Source organism: Streptomyces sp. NPDC026301, from assembly GCF_055567935.1.
This window is the reverse complement of record NZ_JBVHPN010000002.1, coordinates 284676-301283: the sequence shown is the minus strand read 5'-3', so window position 1 is coordinate 301283 and position 16608 is coordinate 284676. Positions and strand designations below refer to the sequence as shown.

General features: G+C 67.6%; 17 protein-coding genes and 1 pseudogene. 14 read left to right on the top strand and 4 right to left on the bottom strand.

The window, feature by feature from the left end:
- Nucleotides 1-94: 94 nt before the first annotated feature.
- Nucleotides 95-775 (top strand): PepSY domain-containing protein, encoded by a 681-nt coding sequence (locus tag ACZ4MH_RS04475; protein ID WP_351593464.1) that lies wholly within the window; start codon nucleotides 95-97, stop codon nucleotides 773-775.
- Nucleotides 776-1096: 321 nt separating this feature from the next.
- Here ACZ4MH_RS04475 and ACZ4MH_RS04470 read toward each other — a convergent pair whose 3' ends face one another.
- Nucleotides 1097-1849 (bottom strand): GntR family transcriptional regulator, encoded by a 753-nt coding sequence (locus ACZ4MH_RS04470; protein ID WP_351593466.1) that lies wholly within the window; start codon nucleotides 1847-1849, stop codon nucleotides 1097-1099.
- Between the two features lie 571 nt (nucleotides 1850-2420).
- On the opposite strand from ACZ4MH_RS04470, the pseudogene ACZ4MH_RS04465 reads away from it, so the two are divergent.
- From ACZ4MH_RS04465 to ACZ4MH_RS04440, 6 genes and pseudogenes are all read left to right on the top strand, one after another.
- Nucleotides 2421-3180: pseudogene (locus tag ACZ4MH_RS04465) on the top strand (GntR family transcriptional regulator).
- Between the two features lie 40 nt (nucleotides 3181-3220).
- A complete protein-coding gene (locus ACZ4MH_RS04460; RefSeq protein WP_351593469.1) occupies nucleotides 3221-4144 on the top strand; it encodes an FkbM family methyltransferase in 924 nt (307 codons plus the stop codon).
- A gap of 609 nt (nucleotides 4145-4753) precedes the next feature.
- Nucleotides 4754-5173, top strand: coding sequence for a hypothetical protein (locus ACZ4MH_RS04455; protein ID WP_351593472.1), 420 nt, complete (start codon nucleotides 4754-4756; stop codon nucleotides 5171-5173).
- A gap of 75 nt (nucleotides 5174-5248) precedes the next feature.
- Nucleotides 5249-5992, top strand: a complete 744-nt coding sequence (locus ACZ4MH_RS04450) for an ATP-binding cassette domain-containing protein (protein WP_351593475.1) — start codon at nucleotides 5249-5251, stop codon at nucleotides 5990-5992.
- A 4-nt stretch (nucleotides 5993-5996) separates the two neighbouring features.
- Entirely contained in the window at nucleotides 5997-7277 is a 1281-nt protein-coding gene (locus tag ACZ4MH_RS04445) for a DUF7224 domain-containing protein (protein WP_351593477.1), read from the top strand.
- The gene (locus ACZ4MH_RS04440) at nucleotides 7274-7879 is read left to right on the top strand and encodes a hypothetical protein (RefSeq protein ID WP_351593479.1); all 606 of its coding nucleotides are present in this window, start codon (nucleotides 7274-7276) and stop codon (nucleotides 7877-7879) included. The genes ACZ4MH_RS04445 and ACZ4MH_RS04440 overlap by 4 nt, the downstream gene beginning before the upstream one ends.
- 151 nt (nucleotides 7880-8030) lie before the next feature.
- On the opposite strand, the gene ACZ4MH_RS04435 is transcribed toward ACZ4MH_RS04440, so the two are convergent.
- The 3 genes from ACZ4MH_RS04435 to ACZ4MH_RS04425 all read right to left on the bottom strand — a co-directional run bounded on the left by ACZ4MH_RS04435 (nucleotide 8031) and on the right by ACZ4MH_RS04425 (nucleotide 10900).
- The gene (locus ACZ4MH_RS04435) at nucleotides 8031-9221 is read right to left on the bottom strand and encodes an SHOCT domain-containing protein (RefSeq protein WP_351593482.1); all 1191 of its coding nucleotides are present in this window, start codon (nucleotides 9219-9221) and stop codon (nucleotides 8031-8033) included.
- Nucleotides 9222-9356: 135 nt separating this feature from the next.
- Nucleotides 9357-10109, bottom strand: a complete 753-nt coding sequence (locus tag ACZ4MH_RS04430; protein WP_351593484.1) for a glycosyltransferase family 2 protein — start codon at nucleotides 10107-10109, stop codon at nucleotides 9357-9359.
- Between the two features lie 2 nt (nucleotides 10110-10111).
- Complete coding sequence (locus ACZ4MH_RS04425; protein WP_351593486.1) at nucleotides 10112-10900, bottom strand: GntR family transcriptional regulator; 789 nt, start codon at nucleotides 10898-10900, stop codon at nucleotides 10112-10114.
- Between the two features lie 514 nt (nucleotides 10901-11414).
- Here ACZ4MH_RS04425 and ACZ4MH_RS04420 point away from each other — a divergent pair.
- The 7 genes from ACZ4MH_RS04420 (at nucleotide 11415) to ACZ4MH_RS04390 (ending at nucleotide 16604) form a co-directional block, all read left to right on the top strand.
- Nucleotides 11415-11708, top strand: a complete 294-nt coding sequence (locus ACZ4MH_RS04420; protein WP_351593489.1) for a hypothetical protein — start codon at nucleotides 11415-11417, stop codon at nucleotides 11706-11708.
- Nucleotides 11708-11959, top strand: a complete 252-nt coding sequence (locus ACZ4MH_RS04415; protein WP_351593492.1) for a hypothetical protein — start codon at nucleotides 11708-11710, stop codon at nucleotides 11957-11959. The genes ACZ4MH_RS04420 and ACZ4MH_RS04415 overlap by 1 nt, the downstream gene beginning before the upstream one ends.
- Before the next feature lie 46 nt (nucleotides 11960-12005).
- Entirely contained in the window at nucleotides 12006-13247 is a 1242-nt protein-coding gene (locus ACZ4MH_RS04410; RefSeq protein ID WP_351593494.1) for a hypothetical protein, read from the top strand.
- A 143-nt stretch (nucleotides 13248-13390) separates the two neighbouring features.
- Nucleotides 13391-15598, top strand: coding sequence for a cell division protein FtsK (locus tag ACZ4MH_RS04405; RefSeq protein ID WP_351593497.1), 2208 nt, complete (start codon nucleotides 13391-13393; stop codon nucleotides 15596-15598).
- 140 nt (nucleotides 15599-15738) lie between these two features.
- Nucleotides 15739-15990 carry a hypothetical protein gene (locus tag ACZ4MH_RS04400; protein ID WP_351593499.1) on the top strand — a complete coding sequence of 84 codons (252 nt, stop codon included), beginning with the start codon at nucleotides 15739-15741 and terminating at the stop codon, nucleotides 15988-15990.
- Between the two features lie 32 nt (nucleotides 15991-16022).
- Complete coding sequence (locus tag ACZ4MH_RS04395) at nucleotides 16023-16211, top strand: hypothetical protein (protein ID WP_351593501.1); 189 nt, start codon at nucleotides 16023-16025, stop codon at nucleotides 16209-16211.
- Nucleotides 16212-16220: 9 nt separating this feature from the next.
- The gene (locus ACZ4MH_RS04390; RefSeq protein WP_351593504.1) at nucleotides 16221-16604 is read left to right on the top strand and encodes a hypothetical protein; all 384 of its coding nucleotides are present in this window, start codon (nucleotides 16221-16223) and stop codon (nucleotides 16602-16604) included.
- The last annotated feature ends 4 nt before the right edge of the window (nucleotides 16605-16608 follow it).

Sequence of the window (16608 nt, the reverse complement as noted above, 5' to 3'; positions counted from 1 at the left end):
TTCAGGTTCCGTTCGGCACTGTGATCAACGTCGGAAGGGCGCGACAAGGCCCGCCGGCGGAACCGACCGCACCACGCTCCGGAGGAACGTCCCCATGCAGGCCAACGCCAAGCGCACGCTCGTCCCCCGCGCCGTCGTCCTCGCCACGGCCGCCGCCGTCGCACTGATCGGCGGCACGGGTGCCGCGACCGCCTTCGCGAACGACGATGCCCCGGCCCCGCACTCCTCGGTCAAGCTCTCCCAGAGCGAGCGCCACTTGGACGACACCGCCAAGGACCGCGCCCAGGTCAAGGCCGACAAGATCAGCGAGTCCGAGGCCACCGCCAAGGCCCTCAAGGCCGTCCCCGGCACCGCGACCTCCGCCGAACTCGACAACGCGGACAGCAATGGCTCCCTCATCTGGGAGGTCGACGTCCTCGGCAAGGACCACAAGAACCACGACGTCACTATCGACGCCGGCAACGGCAAGGTCCTGAACAAGCACACCGACCGCGACGACGACGCCGCCCAGGACGCCGCCGAGACCCAGGTTCAGGTCAAGGCCGACAAGATCGGCCACGACAAGGCCACCGCCAAGGCCCTGAAGGCCGTCCCCGGCACCGTCGTCTCCTATGGCCTCGACGACAACGACCGCAACGGTTCCACCGTCTGGGAGGTCGACGTCCTCGGCAAGGACCACAAGAGCCACGACGTCACCATTGACGCTGCCAGCGGCAAGGTCCTCAACCAGCACGTCGACCAGGACGACCACGACAACGACAGCGACGACGACTGATCAGGCTTCAGGCGGCCTGGCCGCTTGCCTGAAACCTCCCCCAGAGGTCGAAGGGGCCGCCCCGTCACTGTCCGGCGGCGCGGCCCCTTCATCCGTTCCGGACCGTAGTCCGCCTTTACGCACTCTTGTTGGAACGTGGAAGCGCTGACCAGTCGCCAGGCCGACCGACAACCAAGAACCGATCGGTTCCGAACACCACGGCTGAAGAAGACAAGGGCATGGCCACGGCCTACCTCGCCGCTCGAAATGGTGTCCAGGAAGCCACGTGGTGGCACGAGGCGAGCGGAGCGCGTGAGTGAACGACTGGACAGCAGCTCAAGCTCAGCCGAGCAGGTGGGCCGCGACCGGCGCCTGTGTCCTGTAGACCGCTGCAATGCGGTCCCCGGACAACAGCAGATCCGCGACCTCAACGACTCGCCCCGCGGTATCGACGGATGTCCGCTGGATGGCCAGGACGGAGATGCCGGGGAAGATTCCCAGCATCCTGGCCTCGTCTGCCGTTGGCGGCCGGGCTCCGACTCGTTCGGTGACGTGGTCCAGTTCAATGCCGGCGTTGATGAGCCATCCCTCGTACGCGTCGCCCCATGGTGAGCCATCGCCGACGGAAACGACCGGCGCCATCGGTATCGCTGCCACCATGTCGTACACCAGGTACGAACGCACCAGGCTGCATGGGCTCCCGTCCTCCTGGCGCCGACCGCGGTAGCTGAATTCCAGCAGGCTCGTCCGCGGCTTCACGTTCAAGCGAGCGGCAAGCTCTGCCGTGGCTTTCATTTCGCAGCAGGTGACAACCACGTCGATATCCGGAGCGGGGCCGGCGAGCCGCCTGCTCCGCCTGTCATTGGCGTACTCGATCCGAGTCCCCGACGCCCGGACGAAGCTTCCACGTCCGTGGTGCTTCTCGATCAGCCCTTCGGCCTGCAGGGCGCCGAGCGCCTGACGCACCGTGGGCAAGCCCACCTTGTGCGCCCTGGCGAGGGCAGTCTCCGCGGGCAGGCGCGAGCCGGCGGGGAGCGAGCCGTCCTGGATCTGCCGGCGGATGTCCGCAGCAATCACCTCGTACCGCTTAGCCATCCACAATCACCATTTCCTCGCTCGGGTTCAATGGGCGGCACCACTCCGGTACTTCCGATCGGGGGCGGGGTCCGGTCAACGCGCTCGTTCTCCTCTCGGGAGGTGCGATGGCTCGGCGGCCGGGATCGTTCTGCCAGTCATGTGTGCGGCTCCCTACGGCCTGCTCTCGTCGACTTGGCCGGGCCGGTCTTCGCGGGGTTGCGGCGGCCCGTACGTCTTTCGGCGGGGCGCTTCATCAGGGCCCGCGCGACCATGCGGATGCGGAACGATCCAGATGACCGCCCAGGCACTGAGCCCGTCGGCTCCTCCTTCAAGGCCGAACCGGTCGGCGCGTTCTAAGGCGGTCAGCAAGAATCGCCAGCTCGCCTCGGATGGTGCTTCCGGCACGCTGACCTCGATGCGGATGCGGCCGGGGCGGCGGGACAGTCGCGGCTCGTAGCCGGCGGCTGCAAGGCGTGCCGCGATGTCCTGCGCTCGGGATGCAGGTGCAGGCACGTCTCCTCCGTCGCAACGAAATTACCCACCGTGAAGCTAGTTAACTAGCCTAGAGCTAGTGGACTAGATTTGCCATATGTCTGAGCAGCCGCCTTATCTCGCCGTCGCCGACCGCCTCCGGCAACGCATCACGAGCGGCGAATGGTCGCCTGGTGACCGGCTGCCCTCCCGCGCGCAGATCGGCAGCGAGTACGAGGTGGGCGAAAACGTCGTCCGTCGCGCACAGGAACTGCTCATCGCTCAGGGCCTACTCGAAGGCCGCGCGGGATCAGGGACGTACGTGGCGGAGCCTCGTGACCGCCTTCGCATGGTCCGCTCCTGGTGCCGCGAGCAGCGCGACGGTTCGCCGTTCCGGGCGGACATGGCGGGTCTTGGTAAGCGCGGATCTTGGGAACACCGGACCGAGGCGAAGGTGCCGGCTCCGGCAGACATCGCGGCGCGCCTCGGCATCCCCGAAGGTGACCTGTGCGTCCGTACGGAGTACGAGTTCCTGGCGGACGGAAAGCCGGTGCAGCTGTCGACGAGCTGGGAGCCGTACGACATCACGGGCGGCACCATCGTTGTACTCCCCGAGGGCGGCCCGCACGCCGGCCGTGGCGTCGTGCAGCGGATGGCGGAGATCGGCGTCGTGATCACGCACGCCGTCGAACAGCCGGAGCCGAGAAAGGCCACCGACGCGGAAGCGACCCTGCTGGGGGGTGCCGCGTAGCTCCTTGGTCACCCATATCCAGCGCACGTACATGGCGGAGGACGGTCGGCCGGTGGAAACCGCTGACATCATCCTTCCCGCCGCACACTGCGAGATCGTGTACGAGGTCCCGATCGACCGCGCGTAGGACCGCTGCCCGCAGACATCCACCACACTCGGGAGCCGGCGTGACTGCTGCCCTTCATCGGTTAAAGCGGGACCTGGCGCGCTGGTACGTGCGTTACGCACCGGGCACCCTCGGCAAGCCTGCCGTGCTCGACAACTACCTGAACGCTGAGCTGCGGGACCACCCCGTGGTCCGCCAGGCCCGGACCCGCTTCGGCGCCACCTTCACGACGGACACGCAGGACCTCATCCAGCGGTACATCTACCTCTTCGGGGTGTGGGAGCCACACCTGACGCAATGGCTTGAGAGCCGGCTCAAGCTCGGGGACACCTTCGTGGATGTCGGGGCGAACATCGGCTACTACAGTTTGCTCGCCTCGCATCTGGTGGGGGAGAGCGGCAAGGTCGTGGCCATCGAGGCATCGCCGAGGTTCCACAGCGTCCTCGTGGACCAGGCCGAGGCCAACAACTGCACCAATCTGCGCGCCGTCAACGCCGCGATCTCCGACCGGGACGAGGTGCTGACCTTCATCCTCGCGAGCTCGCACAACATGGGCGCGAACAGCATCGTCCCGTACACCGGCGAAGCGGAGTCCACGTTCGAGGCCCAAGCCCTGCCTCTGTCCGATGTGTTGACGGCGGAGGAGCTCGCCAAGGCGCGCGTCATCAAGATCGACGTCGAGGGCGCCGAAGGGGCCGCCGTCCGGGGTCTGGAACCTGTCCTCGACCAGCTTCGCCCCGATGTCGAGCTGGCCATAGAGGTCACGCCGCAGCGGATGGCCGAGCTGGGACAGTCCGCCGACGAGCTGCTGGAGACGTTCACCAAGCGAGGGTTCAACGTGTACCGGCTGGCCAATGACTACGCGGCCGGCAGCTATCCGGTCGCCCTGCACCGTGGTGTCCAAGTGCCGACTCGCTGGCGTGGCCCTGTCACCGACGAGAGCGAGCTGATCTTCTCTCGGATGGACGCTGAAGAGTTGCTCTGAGAGTTGGTCGGTCCATGTGGCGGGGCCTGCGGGTAGGGGCCCGTCACCACATCCGAAGTACGCCTCGACCGGTGCGTGAGGCCGACTCCGGATGTCCGTGTGCGATTGCCACCGCCACGGTCCGACCCTCCGCGCAGGCGCCTTTCGGGTCATGGAGACAATCAAGGAAGCGTCTGTGGCCTGACGGTGTGCTCCGTGGACCGGCGGTATCCGTAAAGGTGCAGTGGCTTAATCGAGCCGTAGCGGCGGTGTCGATGAGGTTGGACGCATCCGTGTAGCGGACGGGGGCGGCCCAGAGAACGCCGCCAGCTGCCCCAACGGTGGGGCAATACCAGTTCGATGGATCTTCCGCTGTCGTTTTCTGGCCACACCGTACACAACCGGCCATCCATGCCAGGAGCGCGTCAGGTCATAACTCCTGGTCCTCTATGGCGGTTTGCCGTCGAAGCATGCAGGAAACGGACACTTCTACGCGGGGAGACTGGCGCAAAAGTTCGATTTTTTCTTGCCGAGCACAGCTTGATCACTGCATGCTCACACGGCTCCCAGTCGAACGGATCGACTCACGCCTGACCAGCGTGCGGGGGAAGTCAATCTCAAGGAGGGGACATGCGCGTTTCGCGTCTGTCATGTGCTGCGCTTTCGGGCGCAGTGGCCACGATGGTTTTCGGCGTAATTCCGGCCCACGCCGAAGGAAGCAAGACCACATACATCTCGAACTGGGCGACCGGTTACGAGTCCAGTCGCTGGCACGACACCAACTCCGACGGCGCCAGCACCACGGTCAGATTCTCGGGCTGCTCGATCCCGAGCTCGCCGGGAACCAAGGCGTCCGCGACGGTCTCTGTATGGAAGGACACCTTCGGGCCCGACACCAACTACGGATCGAAGAGCAACGCCTGTTCGTCGACGCTTTCATGGGGCGACCGGGCCAAGGCCGACTACTACTTCGTTCTGGACAAGATCAACGGTGCCTCGGGGTCGGGGACGTTTCACCTCAACGCCAAGACCGTAACGATCAAGTGGTAACGCACAGCCTGTGACACACCGCCGGGCGGGGCGCCCCGCCCGGCATCGTCATCCCCCACGACCAGCAAGGACGAGATGTCTCTGCAGTTCACCCGATGCTCCTTCCAGTACGGCCGGAAGGTGCCGGTCCTCGACAGGCTCAGCCTGACCATTGACCACAGAGCTACCGTCCTGCTGGGGCCTAACGGCGCCGGTAAGTCGACGCTGATGGGCATCGCCGCCTCCTGGCTTTCTCCCACTCGGGGGACCGTTGCCTGGCGGGGCCGCAAGCCCGACAGCGCCCGCGACCGCGCGGCCTACCGATCCGCAGTCGGCTGGCTCCCGCAGAACATCAAGCCCATGCCGGGACTGACAGTGCGGGAGAACGTGGCCTACATCGGCTGGCTCAAGGGTATGGCCCGCCGTGAGGCCTGGGATCGCTCTGCCCCGGCGTTGGAGCGCGTGAAGCTCGGCAGTCTCGCCGACCGCAAGAGCCACCAGCTCTCCGGGGGGCAACTGCGGCGCATGGGCATCGCCGGGACGCTCGTACACCACAGCGAACTCGTCCTCCTGGACGAGCCCACCGCCGGCCTGGACCCCTCCCAGCGCAAGGTCTTCCGCCAAGTGGTCGACGACCTGCTCACCGACGTGCACCTCGTGGTCTCCACCCACCAGACCGAAGACCTCGACGCCGTCTACGACCACGTCGTGGTCCTGGACCGCGGCAAGGTCCGCTTCCAGGGCGACACCGCCGGCTTCCTGGCCCTGGCCCACCCCGAGGTGCCCGAATCCCGCCGGGCCGAGGGCGCCTACACCCAGCTGATCGAACAGGAGGTCTGAGGCCATGCGCTGGCGCACCGTCCTCCGTTCTTCATCCGCCGCCTGGCTCGCACCCTTGCTGGCGGCCTTCGTCGCCTTCCTGCTGCGGGATGACCTGGTCGCAGGGGTCACCGCGGGCTATTGGCCCAGCGCCTTCGGCGCGGCCGCCTTCGCCCTGCCCTTTGTCACCCCTGCCTGCGCCGCCGCCGGCGCCTGGGAAGGCTCCCGCATCACCCGCGGCAACATCGCCGCCTGGGCACCGGCCCGCTCCGGCCTGGCCATCGCCTTGCCCCTGCTCTTGCCCGTTCTGGTCCTCGGCCTGCTCGGCATGGCCGTAGCGGTCGGCTTCACCGTGACCGAAACGGCTCCCCACGGTGGCACGCCTCCGCTCGGCGTGGCCGCGATGTGGCTGGTGATCGTGCTAGCCAACGCCATGGCCGGCTTCCTCCTCGGCCGCAAGCTGCCGCTGGTCATCGCAGCCCCGCTCGCCCTGATCCTCAGCTTCGTCCTCACCGCCTACCCCGCCACCCTCGAACCGCTGTGGCTTCGCCACATGGTCACCGGCGGCGTCAACGGCTGCTGCTCCCTGGACCAGACCCTCAGCTGGCGTGCCATCGCCAGCGCCACCGTCCTTGCGTTGGCCGTCGTGTTGGCGGCCGGGCTCGCCCTGACAGCCGCGGGCAAGCGAGCGGTCCGCATTGGCGCCACGGGTCTACTGGTGGCCGGGCTGTTGGGCAGCGGCACGCTGGCCTACGGCCTGCCGGCCGAGCCCACCAATGCCCGCTCCACCGCCGCGCTGAGCTGCAGCGGCTCCCAGCCGCAGGTGTGCGTCTGGCCCGAGCTGCGCAGCCACCTGACCGCCATCACCCGCGACGCCGCCGATGCCCGGCAGCGCCTGCAGCACGCTGGTATGAGCGTGTCGGCCCGACTCACCATGGCAGAACACCCTGGCGCCGGCGCTTTGTACATCGGCTCCTGGGAGCAGCCCACCTCCGACAATGTCCGCTTCGGCGTCGCCGGCGGGCTGCTGCCCGCCAATCCGCCGGCCTGCGCCGCCAAGGGTGACTTCCCCGGCGACGCCGCCTTCGGCCCCCTCGCCTCCTGGCTGGCGTTGACCGCGGGAGCCACCCCGAGCGAGGTCGCCAACCGCTATGGCCAGCAGGAAGCTACCGTCGCCGCTCATATTCGCACCGTCCCCGCAGCCCAACAGCACACCTGGTACCAGCGCAACGAGCGCGCGCTGCACGACTGCACCACCCGTCCCCAGCTGAAGCTGCCCGCCCAGGCCTCGGGAGGCGCGCAGTGAGCTGGTGGCTTAAGACCAAGGCCGTGCCGCAGGTGATTGCCACTATGCTCGCCGCCCTGCTGCTGACCGCCCTGGCCCAGGACGAAGCGATCCCGGTACCCACCATCGTGGGACCCTCCGGCCAGCTCCTCTTCGGCGAGATCCTGGGCATGCTGCCCACCGTGGTGCTGCTGTACGGCATCGAACGGGGCGACACCATGGCCGAAGAAGTCGCCGTCCGGCCGGCCCGCCCGCGCACCCTCGTCCTGTGCCTGTCCTACGTCCTCGTCATCACCGTGCTGGCCGCCTTGGTCCACGCCGTCTTCGACCGGCCCGATGTGCTCTCCATGGCCCGTAACAGCATCGGGTTCCTCGGCGTGGCGCTGATTCTGCGGGCACTGGTCGGACCGGGCATCGCGGCCATCGCCATCGCCGCGCTCCCGCTCTTCTGCGCAGCGGCCGGGCGCCGCCCGGGTGGCACGGCACAGCCTTGGGCCTGGCCGATCCACCCCGCCGCCTCCGCCCTCGCGCTCGCCGAAGCCGGCATTCTCCTTCTCGTCGGCTGCCTCCTATTGCTGTGGAGGCGCAGGCCAGTGGCGAACCTTTTGGCCCTGGGCGTCTGACGGACCGTGCACAAGCCGCGAAGCGGGCCACACCCACGTCAGTGGGCTTCCGCGAGGGAACCTGACCTCGGCCGATAGGCAGTGGCTGTGCGAGTGGGAGAGCGACCCTGAAGGCGGCCGCTCTCCTGTTGTGCTGGCCGGCTCAGTAGCTTCACGAGCGATGGCGGCCGATCGCCTGCTTCTTGGCCGCAGTGAATTCTTCGTCAGTGAGAGCGCCTGAGGAGTGCAGATCGACGAGCTCGGAGAGCTCCTCGGCCAGTCCGTTCGACTTGGGGAGCGGGGCTGGAGGCACTGTCGAGGAAGGGGGAACCTGGCGCCTCTCCGTGATCATTTTACGCATTTCATTGAGAGGGTTCAGGGCCGCGGCGTATTCGCGCTTGGACAACGGAAGTGTGTTGCTCAAGGCGTATGGGTTATTGGCGTTGGCATTCGGCGAAGACAGAGCGCCTCGCCAGAAGTCTTTGTTGGCCGTCCCTTGATAGCTGGCAGTGAGGACTTCCAGAACGCCGTTGATCATGCCGGAGTTGTACTCGACGGCGGTGACCTCTTGGTAGGGGAAGGTGGAAATCCGTGATCCGCCGAAACTTCCGGCCATCATGCTGGTCATCCCGCCGGTCTTGATGATCATGCAGCGGTCGGAGAATGCGGCGAGAACGCCCGATCCGGCAGCAGAATGTAGGATGAACCATGGCGCTTCGCCGGGCGAGCAGTGCTCCTCGATCACCTTCCGCGCCTTTCGGCTGGTTTTCTTTCCTACGAGGAGAGTCTTCGCCCAGGCGTCAGTGGTCTGCTGCTGCTCGGCTTCGACTCGGTCGTGCACCTCAACGTCCGGCCCCTGCTCGATAGCCTGCTGGACGTCCTTCAACACCTCGTCGGCATCTGCTGCCGAAATGGCGCCGAAGGAGATGTCTTCACCATCAGCGCTGACCAGGTGAAGTGTTTTGCTCCCCATCCGGGATCGCATCTCTGCCGCCCGGGCGTCAGCCAACATCATCTCGATCCGTGGCCCTGGCGTACTGCCGCCGCCGCTACTGTCGAACGCCATAAGGCGTGTCGTTGTGAGGGCCAGCGCATTGGCCATGGGCTTGGCGTGAGAAGTCTTGGAGAGCATGACCAAGGCCTCGCCAGGAAAGAGGTGCGGCCGAAGCTGGTCGGCCCATCTCTTTGCATGCTTTTCGTCGACCTTCGATGTCGCGTGAAGCGTTCCAGACATCTCAAAACCACCTTCCACGGCGGAACAAGCCGCGCGCTCTACTAGCTGCCGCTCCATCCGCCCGAAGATGCCCAGTAGATCTTCATTCGGGGTCTTACGAGCGTCGCGATGCGGGGGCTCGCGTGCCAACTGCCGTAACTTCCAGTATGGCCCTTGGGATGCGAGAAGCGCGAGACATGGAGTAGGTGGTGGAGTACCCCGGAAGGGCAGTGCCGGTGGGTTAGAAACGCACCGGCAGGACCATTCGGTTGCAGTGGATCAGCCCTATCCGTGACGCCAATTCGTCATAGCCGCCAGGGCCCGAGCCCGAGCCTGCACAACCGCGAACCGTGCCTCCCGCTCCTCCTCATCGGAGTGCGCAGCCTGGCTCGTGACCTGCCCAGGCCACTTCCGGTACAGCAGGCCAGTCTCTGCGGAGAACCAGCCGCGGCTGACCGCGCTCAGCGCCAGCAGCAGGCCCGTGTCCTCCGAGGCCGGCAGGGCCATCCAGCCGCCGAGGGCCAGGAGGAGGTCGTGGCGGATGCAGAGGGTGGCGGGGTGGACCTGGGCGCGGAAGTTGTGCGCCTCCCAGTGTTCAAGCACGGCGCCGCGCTCGATCGGGCCCTCCGGCGGGTCCTGGTCGAAGCCGACGGTCGAGCCGTCGGGCATCAGGTCGAGGACGCGGGCCGTTGCCCAGCCGATCGACGGGTCGCTGGTCAGAGCGCGCAGGTCACGGGCGAGGGCGCCGGGGGCGAGCATGTCGTCCGCGTCGAGGACCTTGATGTACTCGCCCTTGGCGCGCGAGAGGGCGAGAGTACGGGCCATCGCGGCGCGACCGTGGCGGCCCTGGCCGAAGCTGATGCGCGGGTCATCGGGGACGTGCGGGCGAACCTCGTCCGTCTCTCCGTCCTCCTGGATCACCCACTGCCAGTCCCAGCCGTCGGGCAGCTCCTGCTCCGTCAGCGACTTGTAGGCGTCGGCGAGGTACTTGGCGGCCGGCGGATGGACGGCCGTCATGACCGTGATGATGTTCGGCATCATCACCACCGGTCCAGGGGCGTCGTGAAGACCAGCTCAGTGACGTCGCCGGGCAGGATCACGTCGGAGACCTCCACCACTCGGTCCTCGGTATCGATGGAGATCTTTCGGAGAACGAACACTGAGACGCCCTTCTGGAGGCCGAGCTCCTCGGCCTCCTCTGCTGTCGGAGGCCGGGCGGTGATCCGCTCCACTATGCGGTCCAGCTCGATGCCGACCGTGAGCAGTTGGTTCTGCGTACCCCCAGGCCACGGCTCGTTGGAGTCGTCGAGGAGGTCGGGATTCGACGACACCGCGTCGTAGAGAAGGTGCGAGCAGACGAGGCTGAGCGGTGCATCGCCTTCGCGGGGGAAGGTCCGGTACTCCCGTTCCAGCAGGCGTGTTTCGACCGGCACGGAGAAGACCGCCGCCAGGTCCTCGTCGGCCTTCACTTCCCGGTAGGTGGCCTTGAAGGCGAGATCAGAGACGGTCAGGCCGGTGTCGTGCTCAGTGGAGCCGGTCTTCAGACGCTCGGACTCCAAGAGTCGCGCGCGGTTCTTTTCCCACTGATGACGCTGGTTGCTGCGCTCCACCCGTGGCCGCGGCTCGCGGATGAAGTTGCCGACGCCGTGCCGCTTGTCGATCAGCCCTTCGGCGAGCAGTTCTCCCAGCGCGTCGCGCATCGTCGGCACGCTGGTCTTGTACTGCTCCGCGAGCGTGGTCTCGGCCGGCAGGCGGTCTCCCGGCTTCAGCTGGCCTGCACGGATGCTCTGCCGCAGCGCGTCAGCGATCCGCTCGTACTTCTTGGCCATGCGGTGCTCACCGTCCCTCTCCGTCGGACGGATTCAGCATAAGTCCTCAAGAGGAGTTGACGACAACCGGAGCGAGCCCTATGTTCATAGCAACTCCTAAAGAGGAGTTGAGGACAAGAGGTCTTGATGACCGTCTTGCCCTGCTCGCCCATGCCTGCCTGCACCGGCAGCGCCGCGCGAACCCGCAGTACCGAACCAGCCGGAAGCCCGGGAAGGCGACGTCGTCGCACGCCGAGGGGCCAGCTGGAAGAGGACGTTCCTTGAGAACTGAATGGCACGGCGCCTGGCAAGCAAGACCGTGCCCTGACCAGTGGCTTTAGCCCTGGTGGCTCCCTAGCGAGGAGCCACCGGCGGCCATGACCACTCGTCTCCGACGAGCGGTTTGCCGCGGCTGCCTCGCGCAGAACAGCGGCTGGCTCAGCACAGATATGCCGGGTCGGCGGTACTCCCGTGCAAAAGGACACCACTGCCGCCCCGGGTCTCCCTGCTTACTCATTCAGATCAGGAGAGCCTCATGGCCTATGTGATCGACAGCCTCCAGGACGTCGACGACGACCCGATGGACCTGGTCATTGGCACGCCTACCGAGCTGTGGCTCGGGGTGCCGGGCGAATCCGACGAGGAGCGCCTCGCTCGCCTGGATGCGGCGCGCGACATCCTCGCCGACGAGCCGGAGCTGATGGATCTCGTCACCCGCATCACCGTGGAGGCGATCGAGACGGAAACGCCCGATCTGCTGGCCGCCCACCAGAGCTGCATGGCCTTCGCGGGCCACTACGACCACACCCCGACGGAAGGACTCGGCTGATGAACGGCTACTTCGACTACGAGGACTACGACTTCACCCAGGACTACCCCTCCACCGCCCTCGCGGTCATGACCGACGAGTCGGAGACCGCTGGCACGTGCGACCGCTGCCGGCTGCTTCCGGGTGAGGCGGTGACCGTCGGAGGGCTGACCGTGGTGTGCGCCTGCTGGATGGGGCAGGGCGCGACCGAGGAGGTGTGCCAGTGCGGGCCCGAGGAGGGGGACGCGGACGGTGACGGAATCCCTGACTGACTGCTCCAGCCCGGCACCGGTACCGTCGCCGGCTCCCGGGCGGTCCGTGACGGAGCAGGAAGCCACCGCCGCCCGAAGAGCGATCGAGCAGTTGGAGAGGACCGGGCAGCTCGTGACCCGCTCCCTGCTGGTCCTCGGGTTCGGGGCGCTGGTGTTCACTTGCATCAACGTCACGAGATTCGCTACCGAGCATGACGTGCCGGGCTGGGTCGCGTGGATGCTCGATCCGTTGGCGTCGCTGGCTCTCCTGACCGTCTTGTACGTCGACGGGGTGCTGGCCGAGCAAGGCGGCTACCGGCCGAGCGGCTGGCCGTTCATGCTTCGCTGGTTCGCAGGCTTGTCCACCTGGATCATGAACTGCTGGCAGAGCCTGTACCCGGACGACGACTTCCGTCTCATCCCGGTCCACGCCGACGCCGGCGGGCTGCTGCTCCACTCGGTCGCACCGTTTCTCCTCATCACCTTGGCCGAGGCGTCCGCCGGGTACCGCACTTACCTCGCGCGGAAGACCGCAGAGCATCAACGCACGATCAAGGCGCATCAGGATGCGGCAGCTGCCGAGCGCGAGGCTCGTGCCCGGCAGGCCCGCGAAGAGCGTGCGCGGGCCGAGGAAGCGGAGCGCGAAGAGGCTCGCGAACAGGCCCGGTTGGCAAGAGAACAAGCACAGCGTGAGGCCGAGCGCGAGGAGCGCGAACACGCCGCGCGCCTCGCCCGCGAGGTCAAGCAGGCAGAAATCGAGAAGGCTCGCGAACTGGACCGCATTGAACGCGAAAAGGAGGAACGAGCGGCCCGGCGTGAGGCCGAGCGCCGCCGGGTCCAGGCCGAGATCGAGGCCGCTGAGCGTGACCGAGAGGCCCAGCGCGAAATGCTGCGCATCAAGGCGGAAGCCGAGGCCAGAGCCCATGAGGAGAACGAGCGGGCCAAGCGCGAGGCCGCAGCCGCACGGCGCTCCCGCTCCGAGCGCGATCGGATGAGGCACACGCGGACCGCCTCGGAAAGTTCCTCGAAAGCCGGCCGCGTAGGCGCCTCGAATTCTGACGACCGCGCCTCGAACAACGAGGCGCGTATCCCTCGAGAAGTGCGTGCGGCGCAGAGGGAGAAGGCCGAACGCGAGGCTGCCGCAGTCCTGTTGGACAACCGCACGCCGGATCCCGTCGAGCTCGCGAAGTCGTACGGACACGGCGAGACGTGGGGCGGTGATCGCATCCGTGCGGCACGCCGGCGGCTGGCCGAGGAAGACGGCTTCGAGGACGCCGTCATCGCCGCGGTGCTCGAACTCAGCGCCTGATTGATCCGCTGCACGACTGCCAATCCCTCGCGCACCTGTACGCGAGGCGTTGGCTGACCTGACGTCCTGATGTGGGGCGGCCGTCCACGGCCAAGCGACCGGCCGCCCCACTCGTCCCTCACGGCATCGGAAGGACATTCGCATTGAAGCACGAGGACGAAAACGAACTGTTCCGCCGCCTGGAGGCGGAGTTGGAGCCTGATTCCGACGAGCCTGATTCCGAGGAGTCCGATTCCGACAAGCCCGATTGCGGCGCGGACATCGTCGACCTGGACAAGGCACGCCACGCTCGTACCGCTCGTACGGCGTCCGGGGCTTCGGATGATCCGGACGCGGTGGTGCCGGTCGACGGCCCTGGCCCGGCCGGCCCCGGCCTCTTGGCCCGGCTGTCCGGCGCCAAGCGTCGGCCGGTGCTGCCCGGCTGGCTGCGCTCCCGGCAGGAGCTGACCACCGCGACGCGGTGGGTGGCTGGGCACTACGGCCACATGGCCGCCTACCACGGCGTCCGCACCCCCATCTATGGCGTCCGGCTTGCTTTCCAATCGCCCCGCGGCACTGCCCGCTTCCTGGGCGGGACGATGCGGTGGGTGGCCGACAAGGAGGGTGAGCCGGTCCGGCTGGCCGCGGTGCGGCGGGAGGACGCGGCCGAGTACCTCAAGCTCTCCCGGCAACGTGACGGCCGCGTCCGGCTGCGCACCCTCGTCGCCCTTCTCGGCTCCCTGGTCGGCCTCGGTACGGCTCTCGCCTTGTACGTGCTGGCGCCCGGGTGGCTGCAGGCCGTCTCCCTCGGCGCCCTGGTACTGGCGTTGGGGGCGGCCGGCACCGAAGCGGACGCCCCGGTCATCACCCGCGCCGTCGAGACGTCCAAGGCGCCCAAGCTCACCAGCGACATCGTGCTGCGCGCGCTGGGAGCGCTGGGCATCCCGGCCATCAACCAGGCCCAGTCCAAGGGCCGGGACGGCTTTGCCTTCACCGCCCCCATCACCCGGGACGGCCCCGGCTGGCGGGCCGAGGGTGACCTGCCGTACGGGGTGACGGTCACCGATGTCATCGACCGGCGGGACAAGCTCGCCTCCGGCCTGCGCCGCCCGCTGGGCTGCGTGTGGCCCGAGGCGGTGCCCGAGGAGCACACCGGGCGGCTGGTGCTGTGGGTCGGCGATCAGGACATGTCCAAGGCCAAGAAGCCCATGTGGCCGCTGCTGGCAGGCGGCAGCGTGGACCTGTTCAAGCCGGTGCCGTTCGGCACCGATCCGCGCGGGCGCTGGGTCGAGGTCACGCTCATGTACATCGCGGGCATCATCGGCGCCATCCCGCGCATGGGCAAAACCTTCCTGCTCCGCCTGCTCCTGCTGATCGCGGCGCTGGATCCGCGGGCGGAGCTGCACACCTACGACATGAAGGGCACCGGCGACCTGGATCCGGTCGGCGACCGCGTCTCCCACCGCCACGGCGCCGGCGACGATGACGAGGTCATCGAGTACGCCATCCGCGACTTCCGCGAACTGCGGCAGGAGCTGCGGCGTCGCACCAAGATGATCCGCTCGCTGCCGCGGGACATCTGCCCGGAGTCGAAGGTGACCAGCGAGCTGGCGGACAAGAAGGAGCTCGGCCTGCACCCGATCGTGGTCGGGGTGGATGAGTGCCAGGTCCTCTTCGAGCACCCCAAATACAAGGACGAGTTCGAGGAGATCGCGACCGACCTGGTCAAGCGCGGCCCCGCCACCGGGATTGTGCTGCTGCTCGCCACCCAGCGCCCGGACGCCAAGGCCCTGCCCACTGGCATCAGCGCGAACGCCTCGGCCCGGTGGTGCCTGAAGGTCATGGGGCAGTTGGAGAACGACATGGTGCTGGGCACCTCCGCGTACAAGCGCGGGGTGCGGGCCACGATGTTCTCCTGGGCCGACAAGGGCGTGCACTACTTCGTCGGCGAAGGCGCGGATGCCCGGATCGTGGCCTCCACCTATGTCGACAGCGTCGGCGCGGACAACATCGCGCTGCGGGCCCGCAAGGCCCGCGAAGACGCCGGCACCCTCTCCGGCCACGCCCTCGGCGAGGAACCGGAAACCGCCGTGGCCTCCTTCGACCTGCTCCGCGATCTGCTCGGCGTCATCCCGGTCGAGGAAGCCAAGGTCTGGAGCGAGACCGTCGTGGCCCGCCTGGCGGAGCTACGGCCGGACGTCTACGGCGAGTGGGCCGCCGAACAGCTCACCTCGGCGCTCAAGCCGTACGGCATCGAGACCGTCCAGATCGGCCGCCGCATCAACGGCAAGGTCGTCAACCGGCGCGGCATCGAGCGCGCCCACATTACCGCCGCTGTCGCGGAGCGTGACGGAAACCGCGACGCCGGATAACGCTCCGGGGCCGCTAGCGCTAGCAGCAACCCTCGCTAACGTTAGCGGCCCCGCTAGCGCCCCATTTCCACTCTGACCAGGCCGCTAGCGGCTAGCGGCCTCCTTCGAGCGTGCCCTGAAAACGCCAGAGAGGACCCGCGATGACCCTCACCTCAGCTGCTATCACGCTCTTCACGGGCTACACGCTGTGTTACGCCGCGCTCTGCGCGGTCAGCCCGTTCGGCGACTGCCGCAAGTGCCGTGGCTTCGGCTTCCAGCTCATCAAGGACCGGAAGGGCCGTCTGCGGCCGGGCAAGCTCTGCCGCCGCTGCCACGGCGACCGCAAGCGCATACGGATCGGCCGCCACCTCTTCAACATCGCGTCCCGCATCCACCGCACCGGCACCCGCTGACCTTCACCTCTCACCCCACAGAGGAGGCCCTCGTGGCTGTCACCGTCTCCCTCGTCGCCCTGTTCGGTCTCGTCCTGATCTTCCTGCTCCGCTCCAAGACCCTCGGCTACGGCTCCGCCTTCATCGCCGTGATGTTCGGCTTCTACCTCGCCTCCACCGGCATCGCCCACCAGGTCAACCAGCTCACCGCAGCAGTCGTCTACGCCGTCCACAATCTGTAGGGACCGCTCGTGCACGAACACACCACGTCCATCGACGCGTACGACGAAGCTCCGCACCTCCTCGCCGAAATGACCTGGGTCACTGACCAGGTGGCTACCCACGCCTCCGGCATGCGGCTGAGCCGGGAGTTCTGGCTCCGTAAGGCCGCGTTGCTGGACCGGCTCGCCCTTCGCGAGACCGAGGGGGAGGGCATCCCCGAGGCCATTGCGGAGGCCAGCACCCTCGCCGCCAGGGCGGCTCACCGGCTCGCTCAGTACGACCGGGAACGTGGCGGCGGACCGTTCGCCACGAGCAACGGCCCGATCCCGCCCGACTCCCCGCTGTGGGACCCGAGCTACCGGCCGTACGTCCGCCAGGAGTACGCGGCCTGGCGGCGGATGACCGCGACCTGACTCT